16 protein-coding genes and 1 pseudogene are annotated in these 17,393 nt (G+C 47.5%); 14 read left to right on the forward strand and 3 right to left on the reverse strand.

Annotated features, from left to right (window positions below):
* A pseudogene (locus KNP98_RS00005) lies at window positions 1-359 on the reverse strand (copper amine oxidase); the annotation flags it as partial.
* Between the two features lie 405 nt (window positions 360-764).
* On the opposite strand from KNP98_RS00005, the gene KNP98_RS00010 reads away from it, so the two are divergent.
* The 6 genes from KNP98_RS00010 to KNP98_RS00035 all read left to right on the forward strand — a co-directional run bounded on the left by KNP98_RS00010 (window position 765) and on the right by KNP98_RS00035 (window position 4,621).
* Window positions 765-1,064, forward strand: a complete 300-nt coding sequence (locus KNP98_RS00010) for a DNA-directed RNA polymerase subunit beta (RefSeq protein WP_029331713.1) — start codon at window positions 765-767, stop codon at window positions 1,062-1,064.
* Window positions 1,065-1,090: 26 nt separating this feature from the next.
* The gene (gene fabZ / locus KNP98_RS00015) at window positions 1,091-1,513 is read left to right on the forward strand and encodes a 3-hydroxyacyl-ACP dehydratase FabZ (RefSeq protein WP_012371522.1); all 423 of its coding nucleotides are present in this window, start codon (window positions 1,091-1,093) and stop codon (window positions 1,511-1,513) included.
* 7 nt (window positions 1,514-1,520) lie between these two features.
* Window positions 1,521-1,943, forward strand: coding sequence for a hypothetical protein (locus KNP98_RS00020; RefSeq protein WP_088837943.1), 423 nt, complete (start codon window positions 1,521-1,523; stop codon window positions 1,941-1,943).
* A 132-nt stretch (window positions 1,944-2,075) separates the two neighbouring features.
* Window positions 2,076-2,402: a four-helix bundle copper-binding protein gene (locus KNP98_RS00025; protein WP_214810501.1), complete on the forward strand. Its 327-nt coding sequence runs from the start codon at window positions 2,076-2,078 to the stop codon at window positions 2,400-2,402.
* Window positions 2,403-2,560: 158 nt separating this feature from the next.
* Window positions 2,561-4,060: an SdrD B-like domain-containing protein gene (locus KNP98_RS00030; protein ID WP_214810503.1), complete on the forward strand. Its 1,500-nt coding sequence runs from the start codon at window positions 2,561-2,563 to the stop codon at window positions 4,058-4,060.
* Window positions 4,061-4,177: 117 nt separating this feature from the next.
* The gene (locus KNP98_RS00035; RefSeq protein WP_088837940.1) at window positions 4,178-4,621 is read left to right on the forward strand and encodes a helix-turn-helix domain-containing protein; all 444 of its coding nucleotides are present in this window, start codon (window positions 4,178-4,180) and stop codon (window positions 4,619-4,621) included.
* Window positions 4,622-4,717: 96 nt separating this feature from the next.
* Here KNP98_RS00035 and KNP98_RS00040 read toward each other — a convergent pair whose 3' ends face one another.
* On the reverse strand, window positions 4,718-4,969 hold the full coding sequence (locus tag KNP98_RS00040; RefSeq protein ID WP_251132049.1) for a hypothetical protein: 252 nt from the start codon (window positions 4,967-4,969) through the stop codon (window positions 4,718-4,720).
* A 110-nt stretch (window positions 4,970-5,079) separates the two neighbouring features.
* Between KNP98_RS00040 and KNP98_RS00045 the strand changes: the two genes are divergently transcribed.
* The 6 genes from KNP98_RS00045 (at window position 5,080) to KNP98_RS00070 (ending at window position 14,572) form a co-directional block, all read left to right on the forward strand.
* Complete coding sequence (locus KNP98_RS00045) at window positions 5,080-6,324, forward strand: UDP-glucose dehydrogenase family protein (RefSeq protein WP_214810504.1); 1,245 nt, start codon at window positions 5,080-5,082, stop codon at window positions 6,322-6,324.
* Window positions 6,325-6,384: 60 nt separating this feature from the next.
* Complete coding sequence (locus KNP98_RS00050) at window positions 6,385-6,795, forward strand: hypothetical protein (RefSeq protein ID WP_251135115.1); 411 nt, start codon at window positions 6,385-6,387, stop codon at window positions 6,793-6,795.
* 589 nt (window positions 6,796-7,384) lie between these two features.
* Complete coding sequence (locus KNP98_RS00055; RefSeq protein WP_214810505.1) at window positions 7,385-10,684, forward strand: hypothetical protein; 3,300 nt, start codon at window positions 7,385-7,387, stop codon at window positions 10,682-10,684.
* A 205-nt stretch (window positions 10,685-10,889) separates the two neighbouring features.
* Window positions 10,890-12,458 carry a S8 family peptidase gene (locus tag KNP98_RS00060; RefSeq protein WP_214769040.1) on the forward strand — a complete coding sequence of 523 codons (1,569 nt, stop codon included), beginning with the start codon at window positions 10,890-10,892 and terminating at the stop codon, window positions 12,456-12,458.
* 31 nt (window positions 12,459-12,489) lie between these two features.
* Window positions 12,490-13,182, forward strand: coding sequence for a hypothetical protein (locus tag KNP98_RS00065; protein WP_214810506.1), 693 nt, complete (start codon window positions 12,490-12,492; stop codon window positions 13,180-13,182).
* A gap of 463 nt (window positions 13,183-13,645) precedes the next feature.
* On the forward strand, window positions 13,646-14,572 hold the full coding sequence (locus KNP98_RS00070) for an LCP family glycopolymer transferase (protein ID WP_214810507.1): 927 nt from the start codon (window positions 13,646-13,648) through the stop codon (window positions 14,570-14,572).
* A gap of 39 nt (window positions 14,573-14,611) precedes the next feature.
* On the opposite strand, the gene KNP98_RS00075 is transcribed toward KNP98_RS00070, so the two are convergent.
* Window positions 14,612-15,766, reverse strand: a complete 1,155-nt coding sequence (locus tag KNP98_RS00075) for a hypothetical protein (protein ID WP_214810509.1) — start codon at window positions 15,764-15,766, stop codon at window positions 14,612-14,614.
* A 198-nt stretch (window positions 15,767-15,964) separates the two neighbouring features.
* Between KNP98_RS00075 and KNP98_RS00080 the strand changes: the two genes are divergently transcribed.
* Both KNP98_RS00080 and KNP98_RS00085 read left to right on the forward strand, forming a co-directional pair.
* A complete protein-coding gene (locus tag KNP98_RS00080; protein WP_088837932.1) occupies window positions 15,965-16,696 on the forward strand; it encodes a YveK family protein in 732 nt (243 codons plus the stop codon).
* Window positions 16,689-17,384, forward strand: coding sequence for a CpsD/CapB family tyrosine-protein kinase (locus KNP98_RS00085; protein ID WP_214810510.1), 696 nt, complete (start codon window positions 16,689-16,691; stop codon window positions 17,382-17,384). Before KNP98_RS00080 ends, KNP98_RS00085 begins: the two co-directional genes overlap by 8 nt.
* The last annotated feature ends 9 nt before the right edge of the window (window positions 17,385-17,393 follow it).

Here is a 17,393-nt window from a genome sequence, read left to right on the forward strand (position 1 = left end):
TTGTTGTGATCGACGAAGATTTTTTCGAATTGTTTCGCGCCTTCGTCGCCATAGACTGAAGCGATTGCCGGTGTCATGTCGAGTGCGTTCTGTTTGAGTGCCGCTTCATAATACTCAGCATCTTTTGAACCGTCATATTGTTTTTTCATGTCCATGACAGCAAGCACGAAGTGCTCAGAAAGCAATTGGTCGAGTGTCGCACGAAGATCTGCTGCTTTCGTTTTGACCGTGACGTTTTTTGCTTTGTCCTCATGCATCATCGTGTCGTCCGATGCGCCGCCTGATGCGAATGCCGCCGTTCCTGGTAATACGAGTGCTGCTGCCATTGCTGATGCTGCGAATTTTTTAGTATGTTTCATCTGTAATCATTCCTCTCAATTTTTAGTAGTTTTGGTAGTTTCTGTTTCATCCTTCTGAAAAGCCTACGAAGGAGTGAGGCATTTGGATTTAAAAAAGTTTTAAAAAGTTGAAAAAATCTTAAAACGTAATTTTGATGCGTTTCAGTAGTCGTTCTGTTTGCCGTTCTGTGTAGCTTACGCGCAAGGATATGAATTGGATTTAAAATTTGTGAAAGAATATCGAAAAATATGGGGAAGTGTTTTTTCTTTCCTTATATACACAATGCGAAATTTTTTTATATGTTGTTTGATTCCTCATGTTACACTTGGAAAAAGAGCAAACTTGTAGCTAAATCGGAACTATTTAATACCAGGTACTAATGTGCTATACTGTTCTTTAGACTGACTCAATGAAAGGTGATCAAGATGGTACAAAACCAAGCAGGAACGGGTCAACCGACACGTGAACGTCTGAAACGGCATCAAAAAGAGCCGAATCAGGAACATCAAGAAAACCCGGAGCAGAAGCAGCGTAAACGTCTTCGCGAGTATTCCTCTCGTCGTGTACCGATTCTTGTACGATTACTGATAGTATTGGTTCTCGTCGTGATTGCACTCGTCGTAGGCGCGATGGTTGGATACGCGACGTTTGGTGGTGGCGAAGCGATGGATGTATTGAAGCTCGATACGTGGACCCGCATCACCGATTTTTGGATGAAGGCTTAGATTAATCAGTGATTGGAGCTGTAGATATGTATACGATTGAACAGATAAAAGAAGTGATTCCGCACCGTTACCCGTTTTTACTCGTTGACCGGATTCTTGAAGTCGAAGAAGGTAAACGAGCGGTTGGCATCAAGAACGTCACGGCGAATGAAGAATTCTTCAATGGCCATTTTCCGGATTACAATGTCATGCCTGGCGTACTGATCGTCGAGGCGTTAGCGCAAGTCGGTGCATTCGCTGTACTGAAAATGGAACAAAACCAAGGAAAACTCGCATTTTTCGCAGGTATTGAAAATTGCCGTTTCAAACGTCAAGTCGTACCCGGTGATCAGCTCCGACTGGAAGTCGAATTGACGAAACTGCGTGGACCGATCGGTAAAGGGCGTGCTACAGCTACGGTCGATGGGGAAGTCGCCTGTACTGCTGAACTAACTTTCGCGATTAAGTGACCTGCTGATGAAACGCTGGTTGATCCCCCTTGCCATATCCTTACTCATCATTCCGGGTTGTCAGCGTGCTGACGTGGTGAAGACGGCTTCCCCGACGGTCTTCATTGATCCTGTCAAACGTGCCGGACAAACGGAAAACATTTCCGCTCAAGTCTCCTTGACGGAAAAGGACCGGATGCGCTTGACGATTCGAACGGCGAATGACATTCGTCTTGACGATCAACAAGTCGACATCCGACTCGATGTCGCCAATCAATCGATTCCGTTCCCGTTCGTCTCGTTCGAAGCGAAGAAGATGGGCGAAGTTCGGACCTATACGGCAGATACGACGATTGAAGAGGATATCTTTGATGAAGAACGACTCCCTGTGTTGATTATTGATGCGGGAGCCGGGCGTGGCATTGAGATTCCGCTCGAAATCGTCCGTTAAACCAAATGAGAAGCATACGAGAGCCACTTTGGATTCCCCGGTTCTCGCATGCTTCTTTTTTGATGTTTGTGATGAAGATGTTAGGGAAACTAAATAAGAGTAGTACCTACTATACGTATAGGGAGGACTTGGATGATGTCTGAAAACCATCAAGCTGTCTTAACAGAACTGAATGCTTGCATCATGGCCTGCAACGCGTGCTTCGATGCCTGTTTGAATGAGGAACACGTCGCGCATATGACGGGCTGTATCCGACTCGATCGGGATTGTGCCGATATATGTGGTCTGCTCAGTCAAGCGATTGCTCGAAACAGTTCGAACCTATCTGTACTCGCGAAAGCCTGTATCGAGATCTGTCGTGCGTGTGCGAAAGAATGTGCCGGACATGATCATGACCATTGTCAAAAATGTGCTGAAGCGTGTGAAGCATGCGCGACAGCTTGCGAGCGACTCGTCTAAACGTCGAGTGAACGGGACTGCTTTCTTCCTGAAGGGAAGGGGCAGTCTCTTTTTTTGAAAAAAGATAATGCAATTTAAAGTTTTAGGTGGTTTATTTTTCCTGTATTGTTTAAAATTTAGGCAGAACATATTTTTAGAATGGAGCGAATACTTACATAATGCGAAAACTTAGCATGTATCTTATTGCACTGGTACTGAGCTTTAGTGTCATTCTTCCGGTACAAGCAGCACCGGTGAGTTGGGACGTCACGGGAACGGGGACGAATCCGTACACCCTGACCTTCACAGGGGAAGGACTCGTCGATCTCGAATCAGAAATGATGCTCGTCTTCGAAGGCGAAGTGACGGGGAAAAACATCGATATCGCGAAAACACCGGTCGTGACGTTCACGGCTGAAACGGCACCGACGATCAATATCGTTGCGGTCGATCAATCGAAGAACATTCTCGTCGAGTTCGGACGTGTCGTGACAGAAGAGCCGGCAGCAGAAAAACCGACGGCGGAAGAGCCGGTAACGGAAGAGCCGACAACAGAAGAGCCACAAGTCGATCCTGCGACTGAAGAACCAGTAAAAGAAGAGCCAACAAAAGAAGAGCCAACAAAAGAAGAGCCGACTAAAGAAGAACCAACAAAAGAAAAGCCTGTCAAAGCAACAACGGGAACAATCAGTGGAACCGTCTGGTATGACGAGAACATGGACGGGATTCGTCAAAGTGGCGAGTTGTTACTCGATGATATTCCTGTATTGCTGTTGAATCATGATGAAGATGTCGTCGAGGAAGTGTATACGAAGGAAGGCCGCTACACGTTCTCGAACCTGAAGCCGGGTGAGTACGACGTCGAGATGGACGGATTTGACATGGGGTATTACTACAACTCGCCTCAAAACGTCGGTGACGATCGACTGATCGATTCGGATTTAGATGAAGAGGACGGTTACCTTTATTTAAGGCTGAAAGCCGGTCAAACGGCAGAGATTGATGCAGGGCTGTATGGCGGTGAGGAAGAAGAAGACTTCTCAAACCTTTTGCTCGTCACAAACTTCTTTGACGCGGATGCGAATCAACGACCGGGCTATACAGAAACAGGCGTGCCTGCGACGTATACGGTGACGGACACGATTACGGGAGAAGACGTCTACAAAGAAACAGTCGGTGCGAATGAAGCGATGATGATTGAACTCGAACCGGGGACGTACTCGGTTAAAACAGAAGTGAAATCAGGGTATCTTGTAAAAGCGATGCATCATTTGGATTTAGATGCGTTGCTTGACTTCGAAGATTTTTCAGGTGCCATCACGAAAGCGGACATGAAAGCGATGGCTGAAGATCAGGGCGAAGAACTCGACGAAGAATTCCCGGAGCTCGAGGAATTCATGAAGTTGTTCAAACGAAAGCCGGTCGAAGCCACCTTTACGATGACGGAAGAAACGCTCGGCTTTTTCTTGGCGGCTGAAGTCGTCCGTGCTGAACCGGTCGAACAAGCGAAACCGACGCCGGTCAAAGCGAAAACGGAGCAGACGCCGGACGTGACCCGTTCGACCAAAATGTCTGGAACGTTGCCGCAAGCAGGGGAAGAAACACCATTCCCATTTGCTGCGACAGGTGCCGGACTTGCAGTTGTCGGACTGTGGTTTCTCTTACGCCAAAACGGATAAAATGAAGGCCTTCTGAACGATTATGTTCGGAAGGCTTTTTCATGTGTGTATCGGTTGACACACACGCACACACGTGTGTATAGTTGTAGTATCAAATGAACAGAAAGAGGGATGACGATGCTAACGACGAAACAAATCAGTGAATTGTTACGTGTATCGGAAGAGACGGTCCGTCGCTGGATCCGGACAGGCGAACTGCATGCGGAACAGGATGGAAAAGGTTACTTGGTCGATGAACTGGCGCTGAAACGACTGGTCGATGAAAAGTCACAAATCCCGGGAACGGCGATGAATAAAATCCTCCCGATCATCAATGACATGTTTGGTCCGGAAGCAGCGAAGTTTGCGAAATCGAACTTGTTCGACCCACTCCGTCAATCGATGGATCAGACGCAAAGCGAGTCGGTGCCACCAAAACAGGAAGCGACGGCTGAATCAATTGCTGAACAAATCAGTCAGCTCAAACGTAAAAAACGTCGCCTTGAGCTTGAACATGAACTGAAATTGCTGGATGTTGACGAAAAAATCGCCGCACTCGAGCATAAAGCGAACGGTTTATAACCAGGAAAGACTACCTTCTACGCATGAGGTAGTCTTTTTTTGACGAAAAAAAGACAAAGTTCACGAGCTCGTGAGCTTTGTCGGCAGGCTAGTCCATCATGAGGAAGATGGCGGTGTCGTTGTGTTTTGTTTTTTCTTACGGCGCCAGTACCAATACCCGAGTCCGAGTGTGATCGGAATCGCGGCTAGATACGGATTGGCTTCTAGATAACTGATGATCTCAAACAGCGCGAACCATCCACTGAATAACCCGAGGATGAGTAAGATCGTCCGGATCGCTTCAGGAAGCTTCCGGATACGATATGCGAAGAGACAGACGAGGCAAAAGATGATAATCGCCACGGACATTCCTCCCATTCCCATGACTAGTATAGCGTATTCGAAAAGCTTTTTCGATGCACAAATCTTTCGTCCTCCCGTATAGTGAAGACAGAGAAACTAACGAAGGAAGTGATTGTATGCATTTGACGGTGATTGGGACCGGTTATGTCGGTCTTGTGACAGCGATTGGACTAGCGGACACGGGACATGAAGTGACATGTGTCGATTTGAATAAAGAACGGATGGAACAGCTCAAACGGGGCATCGCGCCGATTACGGAGTATGGCATTGACGAAGCCTTGACGATAAATCAAAGTCGATTGACCTTCACGACGGAGTACCCCGTCTCGGACCTCTACCTCGTCGCCGTCGGTACTCCGGAACGGGCGGATGGCAGTTGCGATCTTTCAGCCGTCGAAGCCGTCGTCCGGTTGATTGAATCGATCAGTCCCGGCGCATCGGTCGTCTTGAAATCGACCGTTCCTCCGGGGACGACGGAGCGGTTAAGTGCGGAGCATCCGTCCCTCCGCTTCGCGATGGTCCCGGAATTTTTGCGGGAAGGAACGGCACTCGCCGATATGCGTCAACCGAGCCGGATTGTCATCGGGACGCGTGACGCGCTACTTGCGCCCCGGCTCGAGGAATTACTCAAGACGACGGACGCACCGGTCGTCCATGTCGATCCGACGACAGCCGAATTGACGAAGTACGCGGCGAATAGTTTCCTGGCCGTCAAAATCAGCTTCATCAATGAAATCGCCCGGCTTGCCGACCAGGTCGGGGCGAACGTCGACGACATCGCCCACGGGATCGGTCTTGATCCACGGATTGGTCCAGCCTTTCTCCGGGCAGGGGCCGGCTACGGCGGATCCTGTTTCCCGAAAGACATCAAAGCCTTGACGACACTTGCACGCACACATGATACGCACCTTCACGTCATCGAAGCAGCGGACCGGACGAATGAAGCCCAGCTCGCATACGTGCTCGAAAAGATTCGTCCCGAGCGTGACATGCATGTCGCCCTGCTCGGACTTGCCTTTAAACCGGGCACGGATGATTTACGGGACGCACCGGCGTTACGATTGGCCGAACGCCTGCAACAGCTTGGGGTGAAGGTGACAGGCTATGACCCGGCAGCGAAGACCCTGCTCGACCAAAAAACGACGATGGCTGAAGCAGTAGCGGGAGCGGACGTCGCCGTCATCATGACGGAATGGGATGACATCAAGTACGTCTCACCGCAACTCTTGCAGGAACACATGCAGACGCCGCGTTTGATTGACGGACGGAACTGCTGGCAACATCTCGAGGCACCGGGTGGCGTCCAGTATGAAGGCATCGGGCGACCGCACCACACATTTTCGAACAATCCATCTAACTGACCTGTTATATAGGGTGAATCCATCAGTGGGTTCATCCTATTTTTTTTGTGGAGGAGACGGATGATGAAAATTGAGTATTTCACGGTGCAACCGAGTGGACCTAAAGGAAAGCTTGAGACCGTACCGTTGATGAACGGGTGGGAGCAGCATGTCGACGAGGAGTGGTCGCGGGCGATTCATTACGGCGCAGGGTTGATTCGGGTGACGGACGACGGCGTCGAGCTCCGGATTCCGATCGAGTTTGGATTCGGATACGTCTTGCAATACATCCGTCAGTTCGTCGAAGCGGAACGAAAGACGAAGCGGGCGCGTCATTTGTTGCAGCGGCAACTGGACTGGATCGGGCGTGGCTTACCGATTCAGCTCCGACGAGTCGGTGAACGGATTGAAGTCATGGCGGATTCGCGACATCAGTTCGATCGGACGGATTTTTTGGAGGCGATGGACGTCAGAAACCGGAAGCGGATGTAGTACGGACGAGATTGAGACAAAAGCCGGTCACGCTCGTGCTCTGAAAACCAGCTTGAGCGTGGCTACGTTTAAAGGTTCATCTTCGTCTGTGACCCTCGCTAATTATTTGACCAGGGAGAGTGTTGTTTTTTAATTTTGTAAGCGTTTTCAAATTTAGGGGAGTTCAGATTTTTAATTTCCATATACAACCTATTAATATATTTATCATGTTACTACTATTCCCCTTTTTTTTACATAAAACCTATTGTCCTCTGATTCTGAGTTTTGTATATTTGACCTGTAGCTTACTTACTCACGTATATTAAGCAGTGAGAAGGAGCACGGACCTACAGCACGGGGAATTGTTTGAATAAAGGAATTTCAACAGTTTTCTCTTGTTCATCCCGAACTGGATACATATGAATCACTGACGATCGCCTCGACGTTAGGCGAAGGTCGACGTGTGAAACAGAACGTACTCCTCCAAAGAAGAATAGAGAATTACTGCGTGTTTTTAAGTAAATATATTGAAATATTTTACTTAAAATGTAGGTTATCTAGTTGGGGTTGTCACATTTGGTATTGAAAGATAAGAGGAGGAATCGTAAAAATGGCTCACACGAAAAAATCGAACAAATTGTACGCTGCTGCCGCTGCCCTCGCAGTCACGGCATCTGTCGTCGCACCGGTTGCTGCTGACGCAGCTTCGAAGGTCTCTGTTAAATACATCTCTCCCATCTTGATGAAGCATGCAGGTGGTTCGAAGTATGCGACTAAGAAATTAGTCTTACCGACGAAAGTCAAAGTCAAACTTTCAAACGGTAAATACGAAATGCGCTCTGTCAAATGGAGCGGTTCAATCAAGTTCGAGAAAAAATACATCAACAAATATCAAGTCCTTTACGGTAAAGTCGCCGGAACGACGAAAAAAGCCATCCTCAAAGTCGAACTTCAAAACTATCCAGTCGACGTCCTCGAACCAGAACTCGCACCAGTCGCTGTTGGCGAAAAAGTCGTGCTTCCGAGCACGATCAGCATCCGCTACAAATCAGGGATCATCGTCAAGCGTCCAATCAGTAAATTCAACATCAAAACACCGGATACTTCTAAACCGGGTAACTATAAAATCGCCTATACGTACAAAGGGGCAAACTCAGTCGTAACCGGTTCAATCAAGTATGAAGTCAAAGCGGCCGACATCTCGAACGTCATGGGAAGCGTTGATGATCAGACACTTTCTGTTAAAGCGGACGTCATGTATGCTTCAGCTGACGCGATGGCAGAACTCATGATTTACCCTGGTAAAGACATGTCAGCGACACCAATCGTCGCGAAAGGGATGCTCAAAGACGGTAAATTCATGGCTTCCCAATCTGGTATTCCTGAAGGGACACACAGTTACGTCGTTAAAGTCGGTGATATGAAGTCTCCGGCAATGGAATTCACAGTCGCGAAGACGATGTTGACATCTGCTAAAGCAATGGGCAAAGAGAAAGTCGAAGTCTCCTTCTCACGTGCCGTTGATGGTGTCTCAGCCGACAACTTCAAAATCGCAGGTGGAACGGTTACTTCAGCGACACTCAGTGCTGACAAGAAATCAGCAGTTCTTGAAGTATCAGGTCTTGAGTATGATAAAGACTACACGGTCGATGCGAAAAACATCATGATCGGTGGCGTCGCGCGTGACCTCGGTTCAATGAGCTTCATGACACAAGGTGTTGAAAACATCTGGATGCTTGAAGTCTCACCAAAAGCATCGACAATCGTTGCGAACGGTGGCGACAACACGGAAGTGACGTTCTTACTCAAGAACAAAGCGACAGGTGAAGTCGACATGAACGCAGACGACATCGTTCTTAAATTATCAACGTCGTTCGGTGCACTTTCAAAAGAACGTGTGACGATTCAGGACGGGAAAGCAACGGTCATCCTCACATCTGAGTTCAGCAACACGGACCTCGATGCGATGATCAGCGCGGAAATCATCGAAACAGCGAACGGCGACTACAAAAACCTCATCGGTAAGATTTCTGGTGAAGCGAAAGTCAAGTTCAGCACGATTGCCGTCACGCCGGCTCCGATCGAAATGATCAACATGCTCGCAGCGGAATCGAACCAAGCAGATCGCATCACGATCTTCCTTGATAAAGCCGTCTCGCGTGAGTTACTCCTCAAATCGTTCGGACTCGATAAAGTCCGTCCTTCGCTTCATGAAGAAGAGTATATGGCGAACGACAACATTCAAATCGAACAATTCGATGGTATGAAAAATGTCATCGGCGTCAAAGCGATTCCTTCGAATCCAAAAGCGTTCGAATTGATTCTTGATAAAGAAACACCACTTCAAGACAACGCAGTTGTTAAAGTGGTAGCGAAAATCACGAGTAACACGGATACAGAAGTGAAATCAAAAGCAAGCTTCAAGTTGACGGATGCACGTCCTGCTGAAGTAACGTCTGTCAAAGCAATTGGCTTGAACCAACTCGAAGTGAAATTCTCTGAAGCAATCGATACAGCGAACTTTAAAATCGATGGCCAGTATGGTGGTAAGTACTTCACTGTCATTCCTTACGGCTTCGATAACAAAATGGGTGTCGATCGTCGCGATACAGTCAAAATCATGTTGAACGACAACTACCCAGGAGTGAAAGAAGGCTACTTCGCAGCCGGCAAACATTCACTTCAAGTATGGGATACGATGGACTTCGCAGCGCGTTCGGATGAAATGAACATCGGTACGACACAAAACCTCGACTTCACAGTCGCAGCAGATACAGTCAAACCGACAGCTGGCGTCGTCGTCGAGTCGCCTGAGCAGTTCCGCGTCATGTTCAGCAAGAACCTGAAAAAAGCAGACATCGAAGCTCTGTATGGTTCGAAAATGAAGCTCGAACGCTACAACTCAACATCTAAAAAATACGAAGACATCAGCGAATATGCTGAAGTGACATCGTATGATGCAATGACTGGCGAAGCGGTTGTCGAGATGAAACAAGACTGGACAGTCATCTACGATACCGTCAATACGAAAGAGAACTACTACAACGATAAGTTCAAAATCACGCTCGAAAAAGGTGCGATCCAGGCAGAAGCGAACGGTGAGAAAAACGATGCCCTTGCACTCGACTTGAACTATGACGGATCGCCACTCAACACTCCGGATGTGAAGAGTGCTGAAATCACAGCAATCGATCGTGTGATGATGTCAACAGACTTCCACGTCATGATGAGTGAGCCGGTGAAATTGCTTGGGAAAGATCAAGCAGATACACCACTCGAAAATGCTGACGGCTTAGTCAACCCGCCGAAGACGACGGTTGAATTCATCGGGAAAAACAAAGACGGCAAAATCGTCACAGTCGACGGTTCGGTTGTCGGATATACAGATACAACAGATAAGAACTTCCGTGTTAAAGCGAACGAGAGTCTCCAGTATCTCGTCGACATGAAAGGGTACGGCGAAGACTGGAAAGTCGTCGTTAAATCACTTTCAGATGATGTCGGTAACACAGTTGCGACAGCGACACATGACTTCAAACTCATGAAAACACCTGTCACACCGGTCGCTTCACCATTCGAAATCGAAAAAGTGACAGCGAACGCGAAGGATGAAAAAGACGTCATCCGCATCAAGTTCTCTGAAGGCGTCCAGTACGCAGGTATGTATGATGCGACGAGCACGGCGCAATACATCTTCAATGGAAAAGCCCTTCCGGTCGGCACGAGCATCTCGCTTGCTGACTCGGATAACAACGTATCAAACGGACTCGACATCGTGAAAATCAAAGTTCCAGCAGGGACGATCAAAACATTGTCGAACGTCATCACAGTCAACAAAGATCTTCAGTCGTATGACAACTCTGTCTTGACTGGTGGTTACGAGAAAGCAGTTCTTCTCGGATTAAACTAATCACGACACGGACCCTCAATTCAGAAATGGATTGAGGGTTCTTTTATTTGTTGAATCAAGTTAGACAATAATCTTTTAGTAAAGCACAAAATAATATTCAAATAGATGTAAAAAAAGCGAGAATAAGCTAGAAAAATAAATAGATTTTATAAAATTTTCCATTATAATTATACGTGAGGGAGATCCTAAATAAAGGAGTGAAGAGATGCAAAAATGGTTACTCAGTCTGACGATTGTCGGACTGCTTGCAAGTGGACTACCGGTACATACAGAAGCGGCGGGCACGGGCGCGAAAAAAATGCCGACGCCGGGTGCGAAAACGCATAAAGGGTACTTGAAAGGAACGTTCGACCAAAACGGAAAAGCGTTATTTTATTTCGACTCAGCGAACTATGTTAATGAAGGAACACATATCAAATTCGCAGCGGACGAGACAGAAGACGTCACGGTCTACGAAACGCAAAGTGATTACTTGAAACAACTGGTCTACGAACGCTATGACGCAGTGAGCGGTGAATCATTATTCTTCCCACTGAGTTGGAAAGGGCGGCAATACATCGAAGTCAATGGACGTAAAAACACTTCGTTCACGGTCCCGTTCAAACTCGAACGCTTGCAACCGATGCGTGATGTCGTCGCGAAGAAAAAAGCGACGGGACAATCGACGAGCTTGATCGTCAAGATGCGCACGGCGGATAGTGACCATGCGCAGTTGTCGCGCAATACGAAGGCAATCGCCAGTGAGACGATTGATGCAGGACTAAAGATGGAGAAGTTCACGTATTCGTCCGTCTATCAAGCGCTTGCGGCGAAGGCGAAACTTGCGAAGTCAGCGGACGTCACCTACGTCGAACTTGACGGACAGATGCAGGGACTCGGAGTGGACCCGTTCAAGAAATACCAGTGGTCGCTGAACAATACCGGGCAACGCGGCGGCGTCAAGGGAGCCGACATCAACTTTGAGGCGATGAAACGACGGATTGCCGGAAAAAACTTAACGACGACGCGCGTCGCCGTCATCGATACGGGCATCAATCCGACCTATGCCGATTTCGCAGGACGGGTCCGGATGGATCTCGGTTATGACTTTGTCCATAAACGGAAGCTTGCCATCGACGACCATGGTCACGGCACGCATGTCGCAGCAATCATTGCAGCGAACAGCAACAATACGTATGGGATGTCGGGCATCAACGCCAAGGCATCGATCATTCCGATTAAAGTCATCGCGTCGAACAATACGGGCTCGAACTCGAACATCGCGAAAGGCATCATCTATGCCGTCAAGAAAAAAGCCAAGGTCATCAATATGAGTCTCGGTGGCGGTTTCTCGTCACTCGCGATTGAAGATGCTCTCGCCTATGCGAAGAAACAAGGTGTCCTCGTCGTCGTCGCGACGGGAAATGACGGGACGAACCGCCTGTCGTATCCGGCACGGTCGAAGTATGCCTTGTCGGTCGGTTCGACGAATCGGTTTGATCGCCGGTCGACATTCTCGAATTATGGCGACGGACTTGACCTCGTCGCACCGGGGCAAGACATTCCGAGTTACCTCAGTGACGGCGAATCGGCCTTTTGGAGCGGGACATCGATGGCAGCACCGCATGTCGCCGGTGTCGCAAGTCTCCTCTACAGCCTGAAGCCGACGCTCAAAGCAACCGAAGTCGAGTCGGTTCTAAAAAAATCAGCCCAGGACCTCGGGAAGACCGGTTATGACAAAGCGTACGGATACGGACGACTTGATGCCGATAAAGCCGTACGCTATATCAAATAAAAACAACTTAAACAGAAAGTGGGACAGATTCATGAAAACAACATTTGCTAAACTGACACTCGCCACATTGATCGCCGGTTCGACATTGATTGCCGGAACAGCTGAAGCGGCAACGACAACGGAAACGAAGGCGACGACACAATACAATGCATTGACACCAGGGATGACGATTGCCCAGGCGGCAAAAGTCATTTACGGGAAAGACTACAAAAAGCAATTGACGAAAAAGGGCAGTTCGACGGTCTTGAAACAAAAGGCAGAGGCGACGAGCACGTCACAAGGACAAAAGACGACACTCTACAGCATCTACGATAGAAAAGCAGACTTCCCATCCGCGATGACGACGTTGATGTTCATGACGAAGAAAAATGATTCCGTCTACCGGCTGACTTCAAAATCGCTCGATTTGTATCGCGGGACGACAACGTCAGGTGCACGGGAAAGCAAGATGAAGCTCGCGAAGGGTGCGAAAATCAAAACGGGGATGACAGAAAAACAACTCGATGCGCTTTTATCCGGAAAAGGTCTTGGGGAGTGGACGGGTCTTGATACGATTGATTTAACGTCTGTTCAAACGAAACAAGAACTCGAGTTAGGTCTTGCGATTAAAGGTAAGTCGAAAACGTACGTCTTCCAGACGGCAACGAAAACAAAAAAACTCGTCATACTCGATTACAATGCGAAAAAGAAAACGTATGTCGTTTCTGGACAAGCATCGTTATAAAGATACGTGAGAGTCTGTAAGCAGCCTTTTTAGCGTATAGACAGTTGTAGTTTATAGCTAATGTAAACGCATGTTTCTTCTCGTGCTTTCCTCGGGCGAGGCGCAAGCCGTTGCTCCTTGACTCTGACGAACAAGGAGCAGGGTCTCGCCTGCCTCTGACAGCGCGAAACGCGCTTTTCCCGTAGGAGTCACGAGAAGCAATGCGTTTTTCGGGCAATTTTTTTTAAATTCGGAACACCCGTTAATAATACCAACGACGAGTAAGGGATAAATAAGCTTTTAGAAGGTCCGTCAATCGTTTAAAGAGTCTGTCAATCAGGCTCTTTTTTTCATTTTTTTCCGTTTTGACAAAAAGGGAGTTATTTTTTGTATACTCGACTGTAAGAGCGCTCATGCTGAACCGATATAAATGAGAACTCATAAGTACGATATAATACGCAAGACAAAAAGGAGAAATGATAGAGTGGAACGCGTCAAAAAGAAACGTAAAGTCAAAAAACGGTGGACGCCGCTGAAGGTCATGCTGTTGATTGCCTTGGTCCTCGTCGTCGGAGTCGGCGGATTCATCGGCTATACATATTACCAAGTCGATCAGACGGTCAAGAAAATTCAGTCACCGGTCAAAAACACCGGTGACGCTGTCGTCGAAAAACAAAAACCGGTTTCGGTTCTATTGCTTGGGGTCGACCAACGTCCGGGTGAACGGGGTCGGAGTGACTCAATCATGGTTATGACACTGAATCCGACACGGAATGAAAGTCGTCTTGTCAGTATCCCTCGGGATACGAAGGTCGACATCATCGGTAAAGGGACGAACGATAAAATCAACCATGCGTATTCGTTTGGTGGACCGGAAATGGCAATCAAGACGGTCGAGAACTTCCTTGATATTCCGATTAACTACTATGCGGAAATCAACATGGAAGGATTTACGTCACTCGTCGATGCCGTTGGCGGGGTGACGGTCAATAACGACTTAGATTTCAAAGTCGGGGACAAACAGTTTGAGGTCGGAAAAATCAACCTGAATGGAGACGAAGCACTGAAGTATACACGGATGCGCTATGAAGATCCACGGGGGGACTTCGGTCGTCAGATGCGTCAACGCGATGTCATCGGACAAGTCGTCTCGAAACTTTCGTCAGATGTCTCAATCAGTAAATTCAATGCAATCATGGATGTCGTCGGGGACAATGCGCAGACGAATGTCTCATTCAAACCGATGCGGACACTCGCCTTCGACTACATGGATGCCTTTAAAAATCAGGAAAACTTGAAGCTTGAAGGAACGGGTGGAAAAGAAGCGGATGGTATTTATTATTGGCATCCGACGAACGCTTCGCTTGAACAAACAAAAACAGCATTACGTTATTCGTTAGGACTAGAGTGAATCAAAAAGAGTGAGCCGTTTGTGGCTCACTCTTTTTGTTTAAAGGTTTTGTTCAGCGAGGCGGACGCGACTCAAGTCGGTCCCATCTTTTGCAAAGCGTTGCAAGCGGTAAGAGTTACTCATGACGAGTCCCGTCGTCTCCGATTCGAGTTGCAGTGGAGCGAGTGTCGCTAACTTGTCATTTGACACATCGGCTTCAGACCAGTCGATGGCGATGACACGATCATCTTGTAACGTAAAGAAATGATTTCCATAGAACAGATAATCGTTGACGTCGTCACTGAATGTTCGGTCAGGCGCTGCGTAAAGACTATTCAACTCTGCGCTTGATTTGCCGATAAGGTCAATGAGCGTCTCAGTAACGAAGCTCGTATCGAGGTTATCGTTGACCCATGTCAGTAATGTTTCGTCGGCAATGGCATCACCTGACAGCTCTTTCGTCGTATCGGTATTTTTGATGTAGCCCGTCCATTCGTCAGTCAGTTCAACTTTACTAATCGAGTCGGACGCTTCAAGGATCCGGTAGCCATCCCCAAAGTCAGCTTCGTATAAAACGTCCGTCAAGGCTTCATCGCGGTAGATGTTACTGTTACGTGTGTTGACATAAAGGACATTAGCTTCCGGTTTAGCTTCCGGCTTGTCGTCTGTTTTTTCATCTGCCGTTGATTCTTCGACGGCGACCGGTTGTTCGACTGTCGCATCCGGTGCAGACGACTTCGGACTTGCGAGGTAGTTCGAGTAGACATACGTTCCGCCGGCTCCAAGCAAGAAGCAAAGAATCAATAAAGCAATCCAGCCCCACGGCAGTTTCCGTTTTGGACGTGCTGGAGCAATCGACTTCGTTTTTTGGCGGCGTGGTGTATCGTCACGTTGCGACCGTGATAACGTCGCAGGTGCTTCCGGCTCGTCATCTTCGAGCGGACCATCTTCAGTAAGAATTGGACGGGCGACGAGCATGCCATAAAAATCTGCCAGACTTTCATGGTGTTTCCCTGCTAAAAAGTTTTGCCATTCGTCGACTGTGACTGTGTCCTGCTTAAAAGGAATAAGTGGTGCATCTCCCGTCAGACGAATCATCGTGTCTGTCAACGACTCGGTCGAAGCGAGACTCGAACGGATGCGTTCATGGAGACGAATGATGTCGTCCTCGGAGTGCGATGTATAGTATTGGAGTGCTTGCAGAGAGCGGTGCATAAAGAAAATTCCTCCTATGTAGAATTCAGGTAATTCATGTAAAAAGAAACATGTATGTCTCTATTATACGCAACCTTTTTCAATAAACGTATGTTATTTCCTAAAATAATCTCAACCATTTCCCAATTTTTTGTTATACTGATTCCTAGTTGATAAAAAAGTCACTGCATTAGACAAATAAAGGAGAATAATTAACCCATGAATGAAACGATTAGCTTACAAGAGTTATTTTCAGTTTTACGGAAGTCGCTTTGGCGGATTCTCGCTCTGACAATCGTCGCAGCGGTCATTGCATTTGCCGTCAGTAGCTTCTTGATTAAACCGACCTATCAGGCAGGAACACAAATTCTCGTCACACCGCAAAAACAAGAGAACAGCGTTATCGATGCGTCACAAGTGCAATCATCCGTCACGCTCGTCAATACATATCGTGTCGTCATTAAGAGTCCAGCTATCTTAGAAAAAGTCCAAGCAGAAGTTGATAATGCACCTAATAGTCTTGATACATTGAACAGCATGATCACCGTCGAAAGTGAACAAAATTCGCAGGTCATCAATGTCTCTGTCCAAAGTACAGATGCAGCCCTGGCATCAAACGTTGCCAATTCAGTCGCGAACGTCTTTAGTGATGACATCACTGAATTGATGGATGTCAATAACGTCAAAGTTTTATCCGTCTCAGGGATTCCAACCTCACCGGTCAGTCCGAACATTATCTTGAATACCGCGATTGCAGCTGTTGTCGGATTCTTACTCGGAGTCGGTCTTGCGTTCTTACGTGAAGTCCTCGACCGCCGTATTCGGACAGAGGATCAAGTTCAACAAATTCTTGATCTGCCGGTCTTAGGTAGTATCCCGGATATCGATAGTAAGGTCTTTAAATCGTCAGCAAAGGCAGCAAAACGAGAGGCGGCAAAACAATATGGCTAAGAAAAATAAAATGAATAAAGACGCACGGAACTTGATTACGGTCACACAACCGAAGTCACCGATTGCTGAGCAATACCGGACGATTCGGACGAATATCGAGTTCATGGCTGTCGATAAAGAGATTCAAGTCATTTTGATTACCTCGGCGACGCAAAGTGAAGGGAAATCGACGACGTCGTCGAACCTAGCGGTTGCCTATGCCCAGCAAGGAAAAAAAGTCTTAATCATTGATACCGACATGCGTCGCCCGACCGTCCACTATACGTTTAAAGTCGCGAACGGTCTCGGTTTATCGAGTCTCTTGACACGCCAAGCGGAACTTGAAAAAGCTGTGTTACCAACAAAAATCGATAACTTGTCAATTTTGACAGCAGGTCCGATCCCACCGAACCCGGCAGAGCTCTTATCGTCGCGATCGATGGAAAACTTGATGTTACAACTCCGTGAAGCGTATGACGTGATCATTTTGGATGCACCGCCATTACTTCAAGTCGCCGATAGCCGGATTACATCGAAATTAACAGATGGTGTTGTGTTAGTAGTCGGCTGTACGACTTCCGATCGCCAACGTGTCTTAAAAGCAAAAGAACAACTCGAACTGGCAGAAGCGAAAATTCTTGGCGTCGTCTTAAACCGTCGCGAGCTGACGGACGATTCCGCATACCAATATTACTATTCTTATGAGTGAGGGGTTCAA

The sequence above is a fragment of the Exiguobacterium sp. s127 genome, assembly GCF_018618695.1.
Lineage (GTDB): Bacteria > Bacillota > Bacilli > Exiguobacteriales > Exiguobacteriaceae > Exiguobacterium_A > Exiguobacterium_A oxidotolerans.

Bases quoted from the DNA above. Each gene is read 5' to 3' on its own strand.
- KNP98_RS00065 (WP_214810506.1), top strand. From the start codon at position 12,490: ATGAAAACAACATTTGCTAAACTGACACTCGCCACATTGATCGCCGGT.
- KNP98_RS00010 (WP_029331713.1), top strand. From the start codon at position 765: ATGGTACAAAACCAAGCAGGAACGGGTCAACCGACACGTGAACGTCTG.
- KNP98_RS00030 (WP_214810503.1), top strand. From the start codon at position 2,561: ATGCGAAAACTTAGCATGTATCTTATTGCACTGGTACTGAGCTTTAGT.
- KNP98_RS00020 (WP_088837943.1), top strand. From the start codon at position 1,521: ATGAAACGCTGGTTGATCCCCCTTGCCATATCCTTACTCATCATTCCG.
- KNP98_RS00035 (WP_088837940.1), top strand. From the start codon at position 4,178: ATGCTAACGACGAAACAAATCAGTGAATTGTTACGTGTATCGGAAGAG.
- KNP98_RS00075 (WP_214810509.1), bottom strand. From the start codon at position 15,766: ATGCACCGCTCTCTGCAAGCACTCCAATACTATACATCGCACTCCGAG.
- KNP98_RS00085 (WP_214810510.1), top strand. From the start codon at position 16,689: ATGGCTAAGAAAAATAAAATGAATAAAGACGCACGGAACTTGATTACG.
- fabZ (WP_012371522.1), top strand. From the start codon at position 1,091: ATGTATACGATTGAACAGATAAAAGAAGTGATTCCGCACCGTTACCCG.
- KNP98_RS00080 (WP_088837932.1), top strand. From the start codon at position 15,965: ATGAATGAAACGATTAGCTTACAAGAGTTATTTTCAGTTTTACGGAAG.
- KNP98_RS00045 (WP_214810504.1), top strand. From the start codon at position 5,080: ATGCATTTGACGGTGATTGGGACCGGTTATGTCGGTCTTGTGACAGCG.
- KNP98_RS00060 (WP_214769040.1), top strand. From the start codon at position 10,890: ATGCAAAAATGGTTACTCAGTCTGACGATTGTCGGACTGCTTGCAAGT.
- KNP98_RS00040 (WP_251132049.1), bottom strand. From the start codon at position 4,969: ATGTCCGTGGCGATTATCATCTTTTGCCTCGTCTGTCTCTTCGCATAT.
- KNP98_RS00025 (WP_214810501.1), top strand. From the start codon at position 2,076: ATGATGTCTGAAAACCATCAAGCTGTCTTAACAGAACTGAATGCTTGC.
- KNP98_RS00055 (WP_214810505.1), top strand. From the start codon at position 7,385: ATGGCTCACACGAAAAAATCGAACAAATTGTACGCTGCTGCCGCTGCC.
- KNP98_RS00050 (WP_251135115.1), top strand. From the start codon at position 6,385: ATGATGAAAATTGAGTATTTCACGGTGCAACCGAGTGGACCTAAAGGA.